This window comes from Streptomyces sp. NPDC107581 (genome assembly GCF_055657175.1).
This window is the reverse complement of record NZ_JBVKBH010000068.1, coordinates 1-1,376: the sequence shown is the minus strand read 5'-3', so window position 1 is coordinate 1,376 and position 1,376 is coordinate 1. Positions and strand designations below refer to the sequence as shown.

Below are 1,376 nucleotides of genomic sequence, written 5' to 3'. Positions count from 1 at the left end.
CTACTTGCGGAGGATGGTGTGTGATGAGTGAGCGTGTGGATGTGTCGGGGTTGCGGGGGGAGTTGCTGCGGCGGCGTCTTGCGGGCCGGGCGGGGGCGGGGGCGGCGGGTGCGGTGGGTGGTATTGCGGGGGTGGTGCGTGGTGGTGTGCTGCCGGTGTCGTTCGCGCAGCGCCGGCTGTGGATTTTGGACCGGTTGCGGCCGGGGGGTACCGAGTACCTGATGACGACGGCTGTCCGGCTGGAGGGCCCGCTGGACCGGGGGGCGCTGGCGGCCGCGCTGGCCCGGCTGGTGGATCGGCACGAGGTACTGCGGACCAGGTATCCGGTGGGTGAGGACGGCGAGCCGGTCCAGGTCATCGATGCACCGTATCTGCCGGCCGTGGACGAGATCGACCTGTCAGGTCTGCAGGAGGCGGTGTGGCGGGCGCGGCTGGCCGGGCTGGTCACCTGCGAGCGTATCCCGGTGGACCTGGCCCGGGGCCCGGTACTGGCCGCCTCGCTGGTACGGCTGCCCGGTGACGGTGTCCACGTCCTGCTGCTGACAGTCCACCATATTGCCTGCGACGGCTGGTCCGAGGACATCATGGTGCGTGAACTGGCCCAGTCCTACACCGCCGCCGTCACCGGCAGCGGGAGCGAGCCTGCCCCACCCGCGGTGCAGTACGCCGACTTCACCCTCTGGCAGCGTGAGCGTCTGACCGGTGAGGTGACCAAGCGGGAGCTGGGCTACTGGCGCAAGACGCTGGCCGGCGCCAGTGCGCTGGAACTGCCCGCCGACCGGCCCCGTCCCGCGCTGCGTGACCCGGCCGGCGCCCTGGTCCCGCTCACCGTGCCCGCCGGCACCGCCCGCGCCCTGTCCGCACTCGCCGCACAGTGCGGCGCCAGCACGTTCATGGTGCTGCTCGCCGCCTACGCGCTGCTGCTGGGACGCATCAGCGGACAGCGCGACATCACCATCGGCACTCCCGCCGGCGGCCGGGACCACACCGAGACACACCAGGTCATCGGCCTGTTCCTGAACACCCTGGTCCTACGCGTCGACCTGTCGGCGCCGCTGTCCTTCACCGACCTGGTCCACCAGGTCCGCAGCACCGCCCTGGACGCCTACAGCCACCAGGAACTCCCCTTCGAACGCCTCGTCGAGGAACTGGCACCCCACCGCGACCCGGCACGCACCCCCCTGTTCTCCACCATGCTGCTGTGGCAGGACGCCACCACAGCCCAGCCCGCGCCCGCCACCATGGCAGACCTCACCCTGAACCGGCTGCCCGTCGGGGAAAGCACCGCAAAGTTCGACCTCACCATGGGCCTTGCCGAACAGGCCGACGGCTCCCTCACCGGCGCCCTCAACTACGCCAGCGCCCTGTTCGACCAC

Annotated in this window: 1 protein-coding gene; it reads left to right on the top strand. The window is 71.1% G+C overall.

Annotated features, from left to right (window positions below; translation table 11 throughout):
- Window positions 1-23: 23 nt before the first annotated feature.
- On the top strand, window positions 24-1,376 hold a 1,353-nt coding region (locus ACZ7P3_RS42580), incomplete at its 3' end, for a condensation domain-containing protein (protein ID WP_472090059.1).